Source organism: Streptomyces sp. NPDC059564, from assembly GCF_042735575.1.
Taxonomy (GTDB): domain Bacteria; phylum Actinomycetota; class Actinomycetes; order Streptomycetales; family Streptomycetaceae; genus Streptomyces.
Window position 1 is genome coordinate 1 of the sequence record NZ_JBHWBP010000003.1, and the last position, 14,770, is coordinate 14,770.

General features: G+C 73.2%; 16 protein-coding genes and 1 pseudogene. 9 read left to right on the forward strand and 8 right to left on the reverse strand.

Annotation, left to right across the window (positions count from 1 at the left end; all coding sequences use genetic code 11):
• Window positions 1-653 (forward strand): annotated as a pseudogene (locus ACFV0Q_RS01280) (hypothetical protein); the annotation flags it as partial.
• An 83-nt stretch (window positions 654-736) separates the two neighbouring features.
• Window positions 737-2,053, forward strand: a complete 1,317-nt coding sequence (locus ACFV0Q_RS01285; protein WP_384998583.1) for an MFS transporter — start codon at window positions 737-739, stop codon at window positions 2,051-2,053.
• A gap of 12 nt (window positions 2,054-2,065) precedes the next feature.
• On the opposite strand, the gene ACFV0Q_RS01290 is transcribed toward ACFV0Q_RS01285, so the two are convergent.
• The 4 genes from ACFV0Q_RS01290 to ACFV0Q_RS01305 form a co-directional block, all read right to left on the reverse strand.
• On the reverse strand, window positions 2,066-2,857 hold the full coding sequence (locus ACFV0Q_RS01290) for a spermidine synthase (RefSeq protein WP_384998901.1): 792 nt from the start codon (window positions 2,855-2,857) through the stop codon (window positions 2,066-2,068).
• Window positions 2,858-2,924: 67 nt separating this feature from the next.
• Entirely contained in the window at window positions 2,925-3,782 is an 858-nt protein-coding gene (locus ACFV0Q_RS01295) for a patatin-like phospholipase family protein (RefSeq protein WP_384998586.1), read from the reverse strand.
• Window positions 3,783-3,860: 78 nt separating this feature from the next.
• Window positions 3,861-5,039 carry an elongation factor Tu gene (gene tuf, locus ACFV0Q_RS01300; protein WP_384998589.1) on the reverse strand — a complete coding sequence of 393 codons (1,179 nt, stop codon included), beginning with the start codon at window positions 5,037-5,039 and terminating at the stop codon, window positions 3,861-3,863.
• A 90-nt stretch (window positions 5,040-5,129) separates the two neighbouring features.
• Window positions 5,130-5,288 carry a hypothetical protein gene (locus tag ACFV0Q_RS01305; RefSeq protein WP_384998592.1) on the reverse strand — a complete coding sequence of 53 codons (159 nt, stop codon included), beginning with the start codon at window positions 5,286-5,288 and terminating at the stop codon, window positions 5,130-5,132.
• A 290-nt stretch (window positions 5,289-5,578) separates the two neighbouring features.
• Here ACFV0Q_RS01305 and ACFV0Q_RS01310 point away from each other — a divergent pair, with 290 nt between their 5' ends.
• From ACFV0Q_RS01310 to lnt, 5 genes are all read left to right on the forward strand, one after another.
• On the forward strand, window positions 5,579-6,307 hold the full coding sequence (locus ACFV0Q_RS01310; RefSeq protein ID WP_384998595.1) for a TVP38/TMEM64 family protein: 729 nt from the start codon (window positions 5,579-5,581) through the stop codon (window positions 6,305-6,307).
• Between the two features lie 48 nt (window positions 6,308-6,355).
• A complete protein-coding gene (locus ACFV0Q_RS01315) occupies window positions 6,356-7,234 on the forward strand; it encodes an undecaprenyl-diphosphate phosphatase (RefSeq protein ID WP_384998598.1) in 879 nt (292 codons plus the stop codon).
• Window positions 7,235-7,347: 113 nt separating this feature from the next.
• A complete protein-coding gene (locus tag ACFV0Q_RS01320; RefSeq protein ID WP_384998601.1) occupies window positions 7,348-7,524 on the forward strand; it encodes a hypothetical protein in 177 nt (58 codons plus the stop codon).
• A gap of 68 nt (window positions 7,525-7,592) precedes the next feature.
• Window positions 7,593-8,060, forward strand: a complete 468-nt coding sequence (locus ACFV0Q_RS01325) for a nuclear transport factor 2 family protein (protein ID WP_384998604.1) — start codon at window positions 7,593-7,595, stop codon at window positions 8,058-8,060.
• 42 nt (window positions 8,061-8,102) lie between these two features.
• Window positions 8,103-9,656, forward strand: coding sequence for an apolipoprotein N-acyltransferase (lnt, locus tag ACFV0Q_RS01330; protein WP_384998607.1), 1,554 nt, complete (start codon window positions 8,103-8,105; stop codon window positions 9,654-9,656).
• Here lnt and ACFV0Q_RS01335 read toward each other — a convergent pair.
• The gene (locus ACFV0Q_RS01335; protein ID WP_384998610.1) at window positions 9,595-10,506 is read right to left on the reverse strand and encodes a Gfo/Idh/MocA family protein; all 912 of its coding nucleotides are present in this window, start codon (window positions 10,504-10,506) and stop codon (window positions 9,595-9,597) included. The genes lnt and ACFV0Q_RS01335 overlap by 62 nt on opposite strands.
• A gap of 84 nt (window positions 10,507-10,590) precedes the next feature.
• On the opposite strand from ACFV0Q_RS01335, the gene ACFV0Q_RS01340 reads away from it, so the two are divergent.
• Together ACFV0Q_RS01340 and ACFV0Q_RS01345 are read left to right on the forward strand one after the other, a co-directional pair.
• Window positions 10,591-11,112 carry a DinB family protein gene (locus ACFV0Q_RS01340; RefSeq protein WP_384998613.1) on the forward strand — a complete coding sequence of 174 codons (522 nt, stop codon included), beginning with the start codon at window positions 10,591-10,593 and terminating at the stop codon, window positions 11,110-11,112.
• A gap of 97 nt (window positions 11,113-11,209) precedes the next feature.
• Complete coding sequence (locus ACFV0Q_RS01345; protein ID WP_384998617.1) at window positions 11,210-11,740, forward strand: hypothetical protein; 531 nt, start codon at window positions 11,210-11,212, stop codon at window positions 11,738-11,740.
• Between the two features lie 18 nt (window positions 11,741-11,758).
• On the opposite strand, the gene ACFV0Q_RS01350 is transcribed toward ACFV0Q_RS01345, so the two are convergent.
• The 3 genes from ACFV0Q_RS01350 to ACFV0Q_RS01360 form a co-directional block, all read right to left on the reverse strand.
• Entirely contained in the window at window positions 11,759-12,298 is a 540-nt protein-coding gene (locus ACFV0Q_RS01350; RefSeq protein WP_384998620.1) for a hypothetical protein, read from the reverse strand.
• Between the two features lie 50 nt (window positions 12,299-12,348).
• Window positions 12,349-13,017 carry a uracil-DNA glycosylase gene (gene ung / locus ACFV0Q_RS01355; protein WP_384998904.1) on the reverse strand — a complete coding sequence of 223 codons (669 nt, stop codon included), beginning with the start codon at window positions 13,015-13,017 and terminating at the stop codon, window positions 12,349-12,351.
• A gap of 99 nt (window positions 13,018-13,116) precedes the next feature.
• Window positions 13,117-14,700 carry an ABC transporter substrate-binding protein gene (locus ACFV0Q_RS01360; RefSeq protein WP_384998623.1) on the reverse strand — a complete coding sequence of 528 codons (1,584 nt, stop codon included), beginning with the start codon at window positions 14,698-14,700 and terminating at the stop codon, window positions 13,117-13,119.
• Between the last annotated feature and the right edge of the window lie 70 nt (window positions 14,701-14,770).

A 14,770-nucleotide genomic window follows, 5' to 3' on the forward strand; every position in this document is an offset into this window, starting at 1 on the left:
CTCCGGTGCTGCCCTCCCCCAGCGCCCCTTCGGGCAACCCGCGCTCCGGTGGCGCGCCCCAGCCGGTGATCCCGGGCTGGAAGGTGGTCGTCAACACGAAGTACGGGGCCGCCTACGACGTGCCCGCCGACTGGAACGTCCCCGACACCGGCTCGGTCATCTACTTCGAAGACGAGGCCAAGAAGGACGGTTCGCCCGCCATCACCATGTCCGGGACCTCCACCCTCAAGCGGGAGTGGTGCACGGTCGACACGGACAAGAACGGCAGCACGGAGAACTTCGCGCTCGCCTACACCGGCATCAAGGGCGCCCAGGGCGCCAAGGACACGGCCCAGGTCGCGACCGACAACACCGGCTCCTGGGTGTGGGCGGGCTACGCCCAGAAGGAACCCAAGGGAACGGTCAAGGTGACCGACCCCAAGGAGTACACGACCTCCTCCGGGCTCAAGGGCCACATGGTGGTCGCCACCGCGCCGAACGTGAAGAAGGAGCACAAGTGCTCCACCGACGGCAAGGCGGTCGGCTTCGGCTTCAAGAACGCGGCCGGTGACTTCGCCAGCTTCGTGCTGGTCGGCCCCGCGGGCGTGAAGGACGAGGTCCAGGCCGACGTCTACGACAAGGTCCTCAGCTCCATCCGGCTCACCGCGAACTGATTCCCCGCGGCCCGGGCACCGGGCCGGACCTCCGGCCGTAAATCGGTTTGGAGTCCCGGCCCGGGGCGGGGGATAGTCCGGGAGTGAGTCCTCCCCCCACCGCCTCCCCCTCCGGCGCGCCCGCGCCCCGCCGCCGCCCCGCATGGGCCGGCCGCAACTACACCCTGCTCACCGGCGCCGCCGTCATCACCAACCTCGGCAGCCACGGAGCACTCATCGCGGCCGCCTTCGCCGTGCTGGAGGCGGGCGGTTCCGGCGGGGACGTCGGCCTGGTCGCGGCCGCCCGTACGCTGCCCCTCGTCCTCTTCCTGCTCGTGGGCGGCGCGCTCGCCGACCGGCTGCCGCGGCACCGGGTGATGGTCGCCGCCAACGCCCTCAACTGCGTCTCGCAGGCCGCCTTCGCGGTCCTCGTGCTCACCGGGCACCCCCAGCTGTGGCAGATGATGCTGCTCACCGCGCTCTGCGGCACCGGGACGGCCTTCTTCAACCCGGCCGCCGAGGGGATGCTCCTCTCCAGCGTCTCCGGCGAGCACTCCAACCGCGCCTTCGCCCTCTTCCGGCTGGCCGTGAACGGCGCGGGCATCGGCGGCGCCGCCCTGGGCGGGGCGATGATCGCGGCGATCGGCCCGGGCTGGGTACTGGCCGTGGACGCGGCCGCCTTCGCGCTCGCCGGTGCCCTGCGCGCCTTCCTGGACGTCGGCCACGTCGCCGAACGGGCTCCGGGCGGGGGCCTGCTGGCCGACCTGCGCGAGGGCTGGGACGAGGTGCGCACCCGGCCCTGGCTGTGGAGCATCGTGCTCCAGTTCTCCGTGGTCGTCGCCGTCGTCGGCGCGGCCGAGGCGGTCTACGGTCCCCTCGTCGCCCGCGACCGGCTGGGCGGGCCCGCCCCCTGGGGCATGGCCCTGGCCTTCTTCGGCGCGGGCACCATCGCCGGGGCCCTGCTGATGATGGTGTGGAAGCCGCGCCGGCTGCTGCTGGTCGGCACCCTGTGCGTGTTCCCGCTGGCGCTGCCCTCGGCGGGGCTGGCCGTACCGCTGCCCGTGTGGGGGCTGTGCGCGGTGATGTTCGTCAGCGGCGCCGCCATCGAGGTGTTCGGCGTGAACTGGATGACCACGATGCACCAGGAGATCCCGGAGGAGAAGTTCTCCCGGGTCTCCGCCTACGACTGGTTCGGCTCGGTGTCCATGCTCCCGCTCGCCACCGCGCTGGCCGGCCCGGCCGAGACCGCCTTCGGCCGGACCACGGCCCTGTGGGGCTGCGCGGCGCTGGTGGTGGCCGGTACGGCGGCGGTGCTGTTCGTCCCGGACGTCCGCCGCATGACCCGCAAGCCCCCGCCCCCGAAGCACCCCGCCCTCCCCACCGCGGCACCGGAAGCGGCCCCGACCGGCGCCACCGCCTGACCCCGGGTCGGCTCACCCCAGGCTGAACGCCCCTTCGGGCGGCTCCGGCGAGGCCACGGCGTCGGCGTCCGCCACCGTACGGGCGCCGCGCACGAACCGGGTCAGCGCGTCCCCCGACTCCACCCGGGCGGGGAACGCGTCTCCGGCGCACCGCCGGGCCAGCGCGGCCACCGGCAGGGCGGCGTCCGAGGCCAGCAGCACCGCGTTGCCGAAGCGCCGCCCCCGCAGCACACCGGGCTCCGCGATCAGCGCCAGCTCCCCGAAGACGGCCCCGAAATTCGCCAGCTGGGCCCGCAGGAAGCCGAACGGCGCCCCGTCCGCCAGGTTCGCCGCGTACAGCCCGCCGGGCCTCAGCACCCGCGCGGCCTCCCTCGCGTACTCCACCGAGGTCAGCTGGGCCGGCACCCGCGAGCCCCCGAAGACGTCGGCGACGATCACGTCCGCGCTCCGCGCCGGAGCGGAGCCCAGCCAGGCCCGCGCGTCGGCGGCGTGCACGGCCACCTCCGCCCCGGCGGCCAGCGGCAGGTGCTCGGCGACCAGGTCCACGAGCCCCGCGTCGAACTCCACCACCGTCTGCCGGGACCCGCGCCGGGTCGCGGCCGCGTAGCGGGGCAGGGTCAGCGCGCCGCCGCCCAGGTGCAGCAGGTCCAGCGCGGCCCCCGGCTCCGCCGCGCAGTCCAGCACGTGCGCGAGGCGGCGTACGTACTCGAACTCCAGGTGCTCGGGGTCGTCGAGGTCCACGTACGACTGCGGGGCCCCGTTGACGGTGAGCAGCCAGGCTCGCTCCGCGTCCACGTCCGGCATCAGCTTGGCGGTGCCCTGGCCCACTTCCCGGATCACCGGGATCTGTTCGTCGCTCACCCCACCATTGTCAGGCCGCCTCCGGCCCCTCCCAGACCTCCCGGGCCCCGGTGACGTGGGCGGCGGCCTGGGCCAGTCCGGCGCGCGCGGCCGGGTCCCGGCGGGCGGGGTCCAGGACGTTGCGCCCGAACGCCCTGCGGGCCTCGGCCGACGGGGTGATCAGCAGCACCCGCGCGCCGTCCGCGCGCAGCCGGGCGGCCTGCGCGGAGGGCGAGGGGATCTTGCCGGAGCCGAGCGCCAGCGGGGCGAGGATGACCACGCGCCGGTATCCGGCGGCGAGGTCGGCGTTGGTGGCGGAGCGGACGCCCCCGTCGATGAAGCGGCGTCCGGCGACGGTCACCGGCGGCCACACCCCGGGCACGGCGCAGCTGGCCGAGACGGCCTCCACCAGGGTGGCGGGGCCCTCCCGGTCGAAGGCGGCCGGCTCCCCGCTCAGCGCGTCGACGGCGGTGACGACGAGGCGCCGCTCGGGCCACTCCCGCGACAGGAGCCGGGCCTCCAGCACCGCGCGCCGCTCCGCCTCGTCCTGGGTGCGGGCGGCGAGCGCCATCGCGCCGACCCGCCTGCGGTAGGCCTCGGCGTCGCGGGAGCGGGCGATGGCCAGGGCGTACCGGGCCACGGTTCCCGCGCCGATCCGCGCCATGGCCTCCCCGGTGGCGTCGCCGAGCTGGCGCTCGTACAGCTCCCGCGGGGTGAGCAGCCCGGAGGTCAGCTGGGCGCCGACCACCGAGCCGGCGGAGGTGCCGATCACGAGGTCGGCGCCGGTCAGGTCGACTCCGGCGCGGGCGAGCCCGTAGAGGATCCCGGTCTCCCAGCCGATGCCGGTCAGTCCTCCGCCGCCGAGCACCAGTGCCGTGTCGCCGCCCATCTCCGCCGCCCTTCGCCCGTCCGCCCGCTGTGGTGACGGCAGTCTGACGCAGAGCCGCCGCCGTCACCACAGCTGGGGTCATCCGACCCGGGTCACCGTGCCCGCGCCGACGGTGCGGCCGCCCTCGCGGATCGCGAAGCCGAGGCCCGCCTCCAGCGGGACGTCCCGCCCCAGTTCGACGGTCATGGTGACCGTCTCCCCGGGCCGGGCCACCGCGGCCCCGCCCAGGTCCACGTCGCCGACGACGTCGGCGGTGCGGATGTAGAACTGCGGCCGGTACCCGGAGGAGAGGGCCGTGCTGCGCCCGCCCTCCCGGGCGGAGAGCACGTACACCTGCGCCGTGAAGCGCCGGCTGGGCACCACGCTGCCGGGCGCGGCGACCACGTGCCCGCGGCGCACCCCGTCACGCGGCACCCCGCGCAGCAGCAGCGCGACGTTGTCCCCCGCCTCGGCGGACTCCATCGGCTTCCCGAAGGTCTCCAGCCCGGTCACCACCGTCAGGGCGGGCTCGCCGTCGCCGCCGAGCACGCTCACCCGGTCGCCCATGCGTACGGTGCCGCGCTCGACGGCGCCGGTGACGACGGTGCCGCGGCCGGTGATGGTGAGGACGTTCTCCACGGGCAGCAGGAACGGCGCGTCGGTGTAGCGCACCGGCATCGGCACGTAGGTGTCCACCGCGTCCAGCAGCGCCAGGACGGCCCCGGTCCACTTCGGGTCGCCCTGCAGCGCCCCGAGCCCGGAGACCCGTACGACGGGCGCGGTGTCACCGCCGTAGCCGTGCGCGGTGAGCAGCTCGCGGACCTCCAGCTCGACGAGGTCGGTCAGCTCGGAGTCCCCGGCGTCGGCCTTGTTGAGGGCGACGACGATGTGGTCGACCCCGACCTGCCGGGCGAGGAGCACGTGCTCGGCGGTCTGCGGCATGACCCCGTCGAGGGCGGAGACGACGAGGATCGCCCCGTCCAGTTGGGCGGCGCCGGTGACCATGTTCTTGATGTAGTCGGCGTGGCCGGGCATGTCGACGTGGGCGTAGTGCCGGGTGTCGGTCTCGTACTCGACGTGCGTGAGGTTGATGGTGATGCCGCGCTTGGCCTCCTCGGGGGCCCGGTCGATGCGCTCGAACGGGACGTAGGAGGCGCCGCCGCGCTCGGCGAGGACCTTGGTGATGGCGGCGGTGAGGGTGGTCTTGCCGTGGTCGACGTGACCCATGGTGCCGATGTTGAGGTGCGGCTTGGTGCGGGTGAAGGCCGTCTTGGCCATGATGTCTTTCCCGTTGCTCGAAGCGTGGACGGGACCCCTGGAGCGAGCCGACCCTCCCCCTGCGGGGTCCGCCGGACGATCCGGGAAGGGTCAGCTTCGTGCGCCGTCGAACGCGGCGAAGGGTGCCGCCGCGAAGGCTTCCGCGAGGAAGCCCGCTGCGGGGAAGGCCGCTGCGGGGACGGAGAGGACGGCAGCCTTCGGCGCGTCCGCGACTGCGGACGGCGCTGCGGGGAAGGCGTACCGGGACATGCCCCAGATCCTGCCGGACGGGACCGTCCCCGTCGAATGGATTTCCTTGCGCCCCAAGCCCGTTCGGGGAAGTCCGGATGCTCACGCTCCGCGAGGCCCCGGCAGCGCAGTGCGAGCGCCGCGCGGTCCGTCTCCGGGGGGCGCGGCGTGTCCTTCGTCACGGCCCGGGAGAGTTGACGCCGCGGCGGGTGCGGATCCACCTGTGCGGGATGCCGCGGGGTCACCGGGTGTTCGGCCGCATGAGGTCCGGCTTACGGCGGGGCGTCGGACATCTCGGTTAGTCTCCCGGAATGTCCCTCCTCCTCGCGCCGCGGACCCGGCTGTCGCTGCTCGTCGTGCTGCTGGTCGCGGCCGGGGCGTGCGTCGTCCTCTACGAGCCCCAGCGGCTGCTGTCGCAGGGCTGGCCCCCGGCGCTGCCGCTCGGCGCGGGGGTGTTGCTGTTCGCGGGTGCGTACGGGCTGTGCACGGCGGCGTTCGTGCCGCGGCCCTTGCTGAACCTGGCCGCGGGGGCGGTGTTCGGCGCCCCGTTCGGGCTGGTGGCGGCGATCGGCGGGACGGTGCTCGGGGCCGGGATCGCCTTCGGACTCGGGCGGGCGCTGGGCCAGGAGGCACTGCGCCCGTACCTGCGCGGGCGCTGGCTGCGGGCGGGCGACGAGCAGCTGAGCCGGCACGGTTTCCGGTCGGTGCTCGCGGTGCGGATCTTCCCCGGGGTGCCGTTCGCGGCGGCCAACTACCTGGCGGCGGTCTCCCGTTGCGGCTGGCTGCCCTTCCTCCTCGCGACGGCGCTCGGGACGGTCCCCAACACCGCCGCGTACGTGATCGCCGGGTCCAGCGCGGCCTCCCCCGGATCGCCCGCGTTCCTCGTCTCGTCCGGCTTCATCGCGCTCTCCGCAGTGCTCGCCGGAGCCGTCGCCTGGCGGAGGCGCCACCGGCTGGCGCCCGCCGCCGCGGACCGCCCGGCGCCCGGGTTGCGCGCAGTCCACCCCCCTGTGGTCGAGGCCGCTCCCCACGGGCCCTAGCATCGGACCCGAACTGCCCGACGATCACAAGGACGAGCGCACCCCGACATGAGCTGGTTCGAATCCCTAATCCTCGGTCTCGTCCAGGGGCTTACGGAGTTCCTCCCGATCTCCTCCAGTGCCCACCTGCGGCTGACCGCGGCGTTCGCCGGCTGGCACGACCCCGGCGCGGCCTTCACCGCCATCACGCAGATCGGCACCGAGGCCGCCGTCCTCATCTACTTCCGCAAGGACATCGCGCGGATCATCTCCACCTGGTTCCGCTCGCTGTACACCAAGGCGCTGCGCTCCGAGCAGGACGCCAAGATGGGCTGGCTGGTCATCGTCGGCTCGCTCCCGATCGGTGTGCTGGGTCTGCTGTTCAAGGACCAGATCGAGGGTCCCGCCCGTGACCTGCGGCTGACCGCCACCACCCTGATCGTGATGGGCCTGATCCTCGGTTTCGCCGACTGGCAGGCCTCGCGCGACGAGGAGGGCGGCCGCCACCGGGTGGTGCACCAGCGCAAGACGCTGAAGGAACTGGGCGTCAAGGACGGTCTGATCTTCGGCGCCTGCCAGGCCATGGCCCTGATCCCGGGCGTCTCCCGCTCCGGCGCGACGATCTCCGGCGGTCTGCTGCTGGGCTTCACCCGCGAGGCCGCGGCCCGCTACTCCTTCCTCCTCGCGATCCCGGCCGTACTGGCCTCGGGCGCCTTCGAGATCAAGGACGTGATCGAGACCCCCGGTCACATCACCTGGGGTCCGACGATCTTCGCGACGGTCATCGCCTTCTTCGTCGGCTACGCCGTCATCGCCTGGTTCATGAAGTTCATTTCCACCAAGAGCTTCATGCCCTTCGTGATCTACCGGATCCTGCTCGGCATCGTGCTGTTCGCGCTGATCAGCGCCGGGGTGCTCAGCCCCCACGCCGGCGAGTCGGGCTCGTAGCGGGCCCACGGCTCACCGCTTCGCGTGAACCGGAGGCCGCTCGGGAACGTTCCCGGGCGGCCTCCGCGTCGTTGTGCCTGGAGCAAGGAAGAGCTGCAGGGGGTGCGTGTCCCATGATCCGCGTGGTACTGGAACGTTTTCCGGCCGGAAGTCCGAGGGGAAGCTGGCCCGCGGAGGAGTACGCCGCGCAGCGTCTGCGCGAGGGCGTGGCGGCGGAGGTGGTGATGGACCTGGCCAGTGACGCCTTCCTGGTGGTGGTCCGGCAGCGGGAGGCGCATTCCGGCCGCTGACGGCCGGTACCGGATCCGGTGGCCGCACGCCCCTTGGCCTGGCGGCCCATCAGCCCCACACTGACCCGATGACGCAGCGTGTGGACCTCGCGACGGTAATGGACCGACTCGCCATCGACGAGGTGGTCTCGGGGTACGCGGCGGCCGTCGACGACGGCGACTGGGCCGCCTACCGCGCCCTGTTCACCCCCGCCGGCCGGGCCGACTACACCTCGGCCGGCGGGGTCGAGGGCCCGGCCGCGGAGGTCGCGGACTGGCTGGAGCGGACCATGACGCTGTTCCCCGTGCGCCAGCACCTGATCGTCAACCGCCTGGTCCGGCTGGAGGACCAGGGCGGTTCCCCCGGGGACACCGCGCGGGTCCGGGCGGACTTCCTCAACCCGATGCGGCTGGCGGGCGAGGACTCCGACGCCACGGTCACCTCCCCCAACTTCGTCGCCGCCGGCCGCTACGCCTTCGCGCTGGCCCGCACCCCCGACGGCTGGCGCCTGACCGGGGTCACCGTGCACGAGAAGTGGCGGCACGTCTCGGCGTGAAGAGCCGGGCACCGGGTCCCACACTGGAAGCGGAGGCGCGTCATGGTCACGAAGCGGACCCGGTGGTGGCGTGCGGCGGCCGCGGTGGCCGCCGGGGCGCTGCCCTGCCTCGCCTTCCCCGCCCCGGCGCTGTGGTGGTTCGCGTACGTGGCCCTCGTGCCCTGGATGCTGCTGCTGCGCTCCGCCCCCACCGGGCGGCGGGCGGCCCTGGAGGGCTGGCTCGGCGGTGCGGGCTTCATCGTGGCGGTGCACCACTGGCTGCTGCCGAGCCTGCACGTGTTCCTGATACCGGTGGCCGCGCTGCTGGGGCTGCTGTGGATCCCCTGGGCGCTGCTGGTACGGGAACTGCTCGGCGGGGCGCCGTCCGCGGGCCGGGCGGCGGCCGCGCTGGTCCTCGTACCGGCGGGGTGGCTGCTGTCGGAGCTGGCCCGGTCCTGGCAGGGGCTGGGCGGGCCGTGGGGGCTGCTCGGGGCCAGTCAGTGGCAGGTGCCGCCGGCGCTGCGGCTCGCTTCGGTGGGCGGGGTGTGGCTGGTGAGCCTGCTGGTGGTGGCGGTGAACTGCGCGCTGGTGCTGCTGGTCGCGGCGCCGGGGGCGCGGGTCCCGGCGGTGGCCGCCGTGGCGGGCTGCGCGGTGCTGACGGGGGCGGTGTGGCTGTGGCTGCCGCACCCGGAAGCCTCGGGCGTGCTGCGGGTGGCCGTCGTCCAGCCGGGCCCGGTGGCCGACGGCCCGGGCGCGGGTGACGGCCCGCAGCGGCGGTTCGACGCCGGGGAGCGGCTGACCCTGTCGCTGGTGGGGCGGCCCGTGGACCTGGTGGTGTGGGGCGAGAGCAGCGTCGGCGTGGACCTGGCGGCGCGGCCCGACCTGTCGCGGCGGCTGGCCGCCCTGTCGGCGCGTACGGGCGCCCCGCTGCTGGTCAACGTGGACGCCCGGCGCTCGGACCGGCCCGGGATATACAAGAGTTCCGTCCTGATCGGCCCGCGGGGCCCCACCGGCGACCGGTACGACAAGATGCGGCTGGTCCCTTTCGGCGAGTACGTGCCGGCCCGCGCGCTGCTGGGGTGGGCGACCTCGGTGGGCAGGGCGGCCGGCGAGGACCGGATGCGCGGCGCCGCCCCGGTGGTGATGGAGCTGCCCGGCGGCACCCGGCTCGGCCCGCTGGTGTGCTTCGAATCGGCCTTCCCCGACATGAGCCGGGAGCTGACCCGGCAGGGGGCGGCCGTCCTGGTCGCCCAGTCCTCGACCTCCACGTTCCAGCACAGCTGGGCCCCGGCCCAGCACGCCTCGCTGGCGGCCCTGCGCGCCGCCGAGAACGGCCGCCCGGCCGTGCACGCCACGCTCACCGGGGTCAGCGCGGTCTACGGACCGTCGGGCGAGCGGATCGGCCCGGCCCTGTCCACCGAGGCGAGCACGGCGGCCGTGTACGAGGTGCCGCTCGCCCGGGGCACCACCCTCTTCGTCCGCTTCGGGAACTGGCCGGGCGGCGCCTCGGTGGCAGCGGTCGCGGCGTACTGCGCCGCCCGGGGCACGCGGGCGGTCAGGCTCGGGAGGCCTGCTCCAGAGCCGTCAGCACCACCCGCTCGCACAGCTCGTGGGTGAGCAGCGCGTCCCGCGCGCTGAGCACCTTGCCCGCGTCGACGGCCTCCAGAAAGGTGTCCACGACCTGCTCGATGCCGCGCTGGCGGGCCACGGACACCCAGTCCCCGCGCCGCCGCAGCGTCGGCTGGCCCTTGTGGTCGATGATCTCGGCGAGGTTGACGACCTGGCGCTTGGAGTCCTGTCCGGACACCTCCAGGACCTCCTCGGTGGATCCGGAGAGCCGGTTCATGACGCCGAGGGCGGTGAAACCGTCGCCGGACATCTGGAGCACCACCTGGTGCATCAGCCCCTCGCGCACCACGGCCCGTACGTCGATGTGGTCGGCCTCTCCGGGCAGCAGGAAGCGCAGGGTGTCGACGACGTGGATGAAGTCGTCGAGGACCAGGGTCCGCGGGTCCTCGGGGAGCCCGACCCGGTTCTTCTGCAGGATGATCAGCTCGCGCGGGTGGTCGGCGCACTGGACGTAGCCGGGCGCGTGACGGCGGTTGAAGCCGACGCAGAGGGAGACCCCGCGCTCTTCGGCCAGCTCCACCAGGCGCCGCGAGTCCGCGAACTCGTAGGCCAGCGGCTTGTCCACGTACGTGGGCACGCCCGCTTCCAGCAGCCGCTCCACGATCTCGGGGTGGGCGGCGGTCGGCGCGTGCACGAAGGCGGCGTCGAGGCCCCGGTCGAGCAGCGCGTCCAGCGAGGTGTGGCGGCGCTCGCGCGGGATGTGGTGGAGCTCGCCGATCCGCTCCAGCGTGGCCGGAGTGCGCGTCTGCAGGTGCAGTTCCACGCCGGGACGCGTGGTGAGGACGGGCAGGTACGCCTTCTGGGCGATGTCGCCGAGTCCGATGACGCCGACCTTCACCGGGTGCCTCCTGATATGGGCCGAATGGGACACGGGCAGCTTAATCCCTGGTGGGAGGGGGCGCGTTCGACCAGGATGACGGCCATGACTTCCGACGGATCACACCGCACCGAACCTTCGACCACCGCCGACGAGCGGGACATGCTGGACGGCTGGCTCGACTACCACCGCTCCACCCTCGCCTGGAAGTGCTCCGGACTGACCGAGGAGCAGCTGCGCCTCACCCCGCTCAAGCCGTCCGGGCTGAGCCTGATGGGCCTCGTACGGCACATGGCGGAGGTGGAGCGGTACTGGTTCCGGGAGATAGCGCTGGGCGAGGACCTGCCCGAGCTGTACAGCACCCGCGAGAACCGCGACGGGGACTTCCAGTTCACCGACGCCGACACCTGGGCCTCCTCCGAGCGGGTGTGGCAGACGGAGGTCGAGCTGGCACGGCAGGCGGCCGGGGGCCGCTCCCTCGACGCGGTGTCGGACGCCGCGAGCCACCACCGCGGCGAGGTCTTCAGCCTGCGCTGGATCTACACCCACATGATCGAGGAGTACGCGCGCCACAACGGTCACGCGGACCTGCTGCGCGAGCACATCGACGGCGTCACGGGCGAGTAGCCGCTGTCGGCCGGACATCCCCTCGCCGTCACCCGTGCGGGGTGAATATCGGCCGAGGGTTTTCACAACGGGGTCCTCGCACAGCAGAGTTGCGCGGGTGCATCCAACCCGAACCTCTACGAAACTGCTCCTCGGGGCCGCCTGTGCCGTCTCGGCCGTCTCCGGCTGCGTGAACGTGGCCCCCGGGCCGGGGCGGCCGGCGACGGCCCCCTCGGCCGGACTGCCGCCCCAGTACGCGCCGCGCGGGGGGCCGGGGGCGCTGCCGGTGGTCGTCCAGGCGCCGGCGCTGGAGGCGCTGGGGGCCGTGCCGGGGGAGGCCGCGCGGCCCTCGGCCCCGACGGCCGCCGCCCGGGGTACGGCGCGCACCACCCCCGGTACGCCCTCGCAGGCGCTGGAAGCCGTTCCTCCGGTCCCCGACATCCCGGAGCCCCAGGAGCCCGCCCGGCAGCCGCACGGGCACCGGCACGACCGTGAGGACGCCGTACGCAAGGACGTGCGGGTGCCGCGCGAGCTGATGCGGGAGCTGCCGGTCCGCCCGGCCGACGTCTGCGCCCTGGGCCGGCGGCACGGCCGCTGGCACCCGGACAGCCCGGAGGCCCGCATCTGCGCGGGCGTCCACGACGGCTGACCGGAGCCCCGGCCGCCGCTAGGGCGACTGCTCGGGGAACGGCCGGGGCCCCGGGCCCGGTTCCGCCGCGAGGCGCCGTTCCAGGCGGGCGATGGCGGCCCGCACCCCGTTCCCGTACCCGTCGTCGGCCAGCGTGGCGGTGGCCGCCCGGGCGCGCGCGAGGTGCACCCGGGCCGCCTCGGGGCGGCGGAGCTTGACGTAGTCGGCGGCGAGGCTGAGGTGGAGCGAGGGGTAGAAGCCGCGTACGGCCTCGCGCGGCCCCTCCCCCAGCCCGTCGGCGGCGGTCAGGGCCCGCAGGTCCCAGGCCAGTTCGTCGGCGGGGTCGTCCTGGGCGTCGGCCATGTAGTGCGCGAGGGTGCAGCGGTGGAGGGAGTCCCCCTCGGCGGCGATCTCGGACCAGATCTCGCCGAGGCGGTTGCGGGCTTCCTCGCGGTCGCCGGCGTGCAGCAGGATGACCGCCTGGCCGATCCTGGTCATGACGGCGTCCTCCGACGCCTCCTGCTGCTCCGTCAACGCGGCCTCCGGCTCGCTCCGCCGGACCTGCTCCGGTCCGATCATCAAGAAGCTAACCGGCGGCACCGGCTCTGGCGCCGAGGCGCGGTGTGGCGTCAGCCCAGGTCCGGGATCCGCCAGTCGATCGGCTCATGGCCCTGGGCGGCGACGGCCTCGTTGATCTGGGTGAAGGGGTGGGAGCCGAAGAACTTCTTCGCCGACAGCGGCGAGGGGTGGGCGCCCTTGACGACGACGTGGCGCTCCTCGTCGATCAGCGGGATCTTCTTCTGGGCGTAGGCGCCCCAGAGCACGAAGACGACCGGGTCGGGGCGCTCGGACACCGCGCGGATCACGGCGTCGGTGAACTTCTCCCAGCCCTTGGCCTTGTGCGAGTTGGGCTCGGCCTCGCGGACGGTGAGGACGGCGTTGAGCAGCAGGACGCCCTGCTCGGCCCACGGCATCAGGTACCCGTTGTCGGGGACCGGCAGGCCGAGCTCCTCCTTCATCTCCTTGTAGATGTTGCGCAGCGAGGGCGGGGTCCTGACGCCGGGCAGCACGGAGAAGCACAGGCCGTGCCCCTGGCCGGCGCCGTGGTACGGGTCCTGGCCGAGGACCAGCACCTTGACCTTGTCGAACGGCGTGGCCTCCAGGGCCGCGAAGACCTGCTCGCGGGGCGGGTAGACCGGCCCGTTCGCCCTTTCCTTCTCGACGAACTCGGTGAGTTCCCTGAAGTAGGGCTGGTCCAGCTCCCCGCCGAGAACGGGGAGCCAGGACTCGGGCAGCATCTGGGTCACGTCGACAACCTCCGGTACAAGTTCGTGCAACTGCTCAGAACCTACCGGGGGCCACTGACAACGCCGCGACCCGGTCCGCGCCCGCGGCCGTCACCAGCTGGTCTTGCGGTACAGCTCCCACATCTGCATGGCGGTCTGCGGGTCCAGGGCCCGCTCGGCGCCGGCGATGTCCTCGCGCGCGCCGACGTAGAGCTTGCCCTGCCACAGCGGCAGCAGCCGCACGTCCTGGGCGAAGATCTGCTGCGCCTGCTCGAACTCCCTGACGCCCGCGGACCGGTCGCCCTCGCGGCGGGACCTGGGGAGCAGGTCGTTCAGGATCTCGGCGGGCTCGTACGGGGTTCCGACCGCGTTCTCCTTGCCGACGAACGGCGCGATGAAGTTGTCCGGGTCCGGGAAGTCGGGGAACCAGCCGCGGCCGAAGATGGGGTACTGGCCGTTCTTGTAGCCGACCTGGAATTCGACCCAGGGCTTGTTGCGCAGCGTGACGTTGAAGAGGCCGCTCTCGTCCAGCTGCCGCTTGAGCTCGGTGAACTCGTCCGCCGTGGAGCCGCCGTAGCGGTCCGTGGTGTACCAGAGGGTGAGGTCCACCTTCCCCGTGATCCCGGCGGTCGTCAGGATCTTCTGGGCCTTCTTGACGTCGGCGTTGCCGTACAGGTCGAAGAAGGGCGTCTTGTGGCCGACGACCCCCTTGGGGACCATCGAGTACAGCGGCTCGGCGGTGCCCTGGTAGACCTTCGAGACGAGGGCGCCCCGGTCGATGACCTGGGCGATGGCCTGGCGCACCGGGAGCTTGGCGACCTGCGGGTCCTGGGGGTTGAAGACCAGGTAGCGGATCTCGGCGCCGACGTTCTCGACGACCTGGACGCCCGCGTTGTGCGAGGCGGGGCTCTGCAGGTCCTTGATCTCCGGGGCCGAGAGGCCTCGGTAGGTCGCGTCGATCTCCTTGGACTTCAGGGCCTCGACCATCGCGTCGGACTTCTTGAAGTACCGGATGGTCACGCCGTCGTTGCGGCGGTTGGCGAAGCCCTGGTAGGTGCCGTTGCCCCCCAGGACCGCTTCGGATCCGGCCTTGTACGAGGTCAGGACGTAGGGGCCGGAGCCGGTGACCTTGCCGTCGCCGCGCACCTTGTCGGCCGGGTAGTCCTTGGGCGCGACCAGGGAGGCGGCGGGCGAGCCGAGGACGAAGGGGAAGGTGGCGTCGGCGGTCTTCAGGTGGAAGACGACGGTCAGCGCGTCCGGGGTCTCGATCTTGTCGAGGGAGCCGAAGAGGTCCTTGGGGCCGACCTTGGAGTTGATGGTGCGGATGCGGTCCAGGGAGTGCTTGACGGCCTTGGAGTCGAGCGGTTCCCCGTCGGAGAACTTCAGGCCCTTGCGCAGGGTGCACCGGTACGCCTGGTTCGCCGTGTCCGTGAAGTCGCAGCTCTGGGCGGCGTCCGGCTGGGGCTTGGTGCTGCCCGTGGGGAACGCCAGCAGGGTCTGGTAGACATTCCGGTACAGCTCCCAGGAGCCGTCCCAGGCGTCGGCCGGATCGAGGGTGCTCGGGGCGCTCGTCGTGCCGACGACGATCCTCTTCGCCTTGTCGCCGCTGTCGTCGGAGAACAGACCGCATCCGGCGAGCAGGGATATGGACGCAAGGGCCGCAGTGATCTGCAGGCATCTGGTCCGGTTGAACACGTGCACGCTCCTCGATCAGCCAGGGGTGCGGCAGACCCTACCTCAGTGCGTCACAAATCCAATGGGCAGG

What these genes read in the sequence shown, in the direction of transcription:
- ACFV0Q_RS01290 (WP_384998901.1), bottom strand. Translation starts at nt 2,857, where the DNA reads ATGCCGGACGTGGACGCGGAGCGAGCCTGGCTGCTCACCGTCAACGGG.
- ACFV0Q_RS01295 (WP_384998586.1), bottom strand. Translation starts at nt 3,782, where the DNA reads ATGGGCGGCGACACGGCACTGGTGCTCGGCGGCGGAGGACTGACCGGC.
- tuf (WP_384998589.1), bottom strand. Translation starts at nt 5,039, where the DNA reads ATGGCCAAGACGGCCTTCACCCGCACCAAGCCGCACCTCAACATCGGC.
- ACFV0Q_RS01305 (WP_384998592.1), bottom strand. Translation starts at nt 5,288, where the DNA reads ATGTCCCGGTACGCCTTCCCCGCAGCGCCGTCCGCAGTCGCGGACGCG.
- ACFV0Q_RS01310 (WP_384998595.1), top strand. Translation starts at nt 5,579, where the DNA reads ATGTCCCTCCTCCTCGCGCCGCGGACCCGGCTGTCGCTGCTCGTCGTG.
- ACFV0Q_RS01315 (WP_384998598.1), top strand. Translation starts at nt 6,356, where the DNA reads ATGAGCTGGTTCGAATCCCTAATCCTCGGTCTCGTCCAGGGGCTTACG.
- ACFV0Q_RS01320 (WP_384998601.1), top strand. Translation starts at nt 7,348, where the DNA reads ATGATCCGCGTGGTACTGGAACGTTTTCCGGCCGGAAGTCCGAGGGGA.
- ACFV0Q_RS01325 (WP_384998604.1), top strand. Translation starts at nt 7,593, where the DNA reads ATGACGCAGCGTGTGGACCTCGCGACGGTAATGGACCGACTCGCCATC.
- lnt (WP_384998607.1), top strand. Translation starts at nt 8,103, where the DNA reads ATGGTCACGAAGCGGACCCGGTGGTGGCGTGCGGCGGCCGCGGTGGCC.
- ACFV0Q_RS01340 (WP_384998613.1), top strand. Translation starts at nt 10,591, where the DNA reads ATGACTTCCGACGGATCACACCGCACCGAACCTTCGACCACCGCCGAC.
- ACFV0Q_RS01350 (WP_384998620.1), bottom strand. Translation starts at nt 12,298, where the DNA reads ATGATCGGACCGGAGCAGGTCCGGCGGAGCGAGCCGGAGGCCGCGTTG.
- ung (WP_384998904.1), bottom strand. Translation starts at nt 13,017, where the DNA reads ATGCTGCCCGAGTCCTGGCTCCCCGTTCTCGGCGGGGAGCTGGACCAG.